Consider the following 1,003-nt stretch of genomic DNA (forward strand, 5'->3'; position numbering starts at 1 on the left):
TTGGCCGGAGCTGGCGGCGGCGTAGCGGAACGCCTTCAGCGAGGCGTTGTGGGCGATGGCGGCGGCCAGCAGCGGCGGCTCCACCCTTCCCTGGCCCGGCGCGGCGGCGGCCAGGAAGCCCAGCTGCGGCAGCACCCGCCCGGTGCCGAACAGGTTGTTCATGGTGAAGGCGCAGCTCACCGCATTGCCGTCGCGGTCCAGCGTCACTAGGCTGGCGGAGGCCGGCAGCAGCGGCTCGGCCACCGCCCGGCGGGCGGGTTGGCCAGCAGCGCCTCGGGCGCCGCGCCGCCCTGGCGCCAGCGGGCGGAGACGGCCAGGCCGCGCTGCGCCGCCGCCTGCGGCGTCTGGCCGGCCTGCAGCGCCTGGTAGGCGGCGGCGGCGGCCAGCCCGCCATCGGCCGGCGGCGGCAGGAAGGAGAGCACGTCGTCGCCCGCGCGCAGCTGCAGCGGCCTGGCCATCTGCGGCAGCGCCGCGCGCATCGCCGCCACCGGCAGGGTGGCGCCGATGCGTGGCGCCGCCTCCTCGATGCGCCGCGCCATGGCGCCCTGGTGCATGTCGGCGACGCCGGCGGTGCGCAGCGTCGCCAGGGAGTTGGCGAGGTCGGGCTGGGTCAGCGTCTCGCCCTCGCGCAGCACCCCGCCCTGGGGGCCGGAGAACACCGCGCGCGCGCCCGGATCGGCCAGCAGCGGCCCGGCCACGGTGGCGAGGTCGGTGGCCAGCGCGCGCGAGGTGGAGGCGCCGAAGCGCGCCAGCTGCTCGGCGGGCGAGACCAGCTCGCCGAAGGGGCGGCCCGGGTTGCGGGTGTGCAGGGCGAACAGGCCGCGCGCCATCAGCGGCAGCGCCGCCGGGCGCTCGCCGCCGCCGGCGGCCGGCTGCGGCAGGAACAGCACCGCCTCGGTCTCGTTGCGGCTGTGGGTGTAGACTAGGCAGGCGCCGCCGCCGCCGAGGCCGGCGCGCGAGGGCAGCGTCACGCTCATGGCGAAGCCGGCGGCGACGGCGGCAT

At 78.8% G+C, this 1,003-nt stretch carries 1 protein-coding gene and 1 pseudogene; both read right to left on the bottom strand.

Annotated elements, in window-relative coordinates; genetic code table 11:
- Positions 1 to 243: pseudogene (locus tag HMPREF0731_RS25870) on the bottom strand (gamma-glutamyltransferase); the annotation flags it as partial.
- On the bottom strand, positions 207 to 1,003 hold a 797-nt coding region (locus HMPREF0731_RS21745), incomplete at its 5' end, for a gamma-glutamyltransferase (protein WP_007006409.1). The gene HMPREF0731_RS21745 and the pseudogene HMPREF0731_RS25870, both read right to left, overlap by 37 nt.

It is taken from the genome of Pseudoroseomonas cervicalis ATCC 49957, from assembly GCF_000164635.1.
GTDB classification, from domain to species: Bacteria; Pseudomonadota; Alphaproteobacteria; order Acetobacterales; family Acetobacteraceae; genus Pseudoroseomonas; species Pseudoroseomonas cervicalis.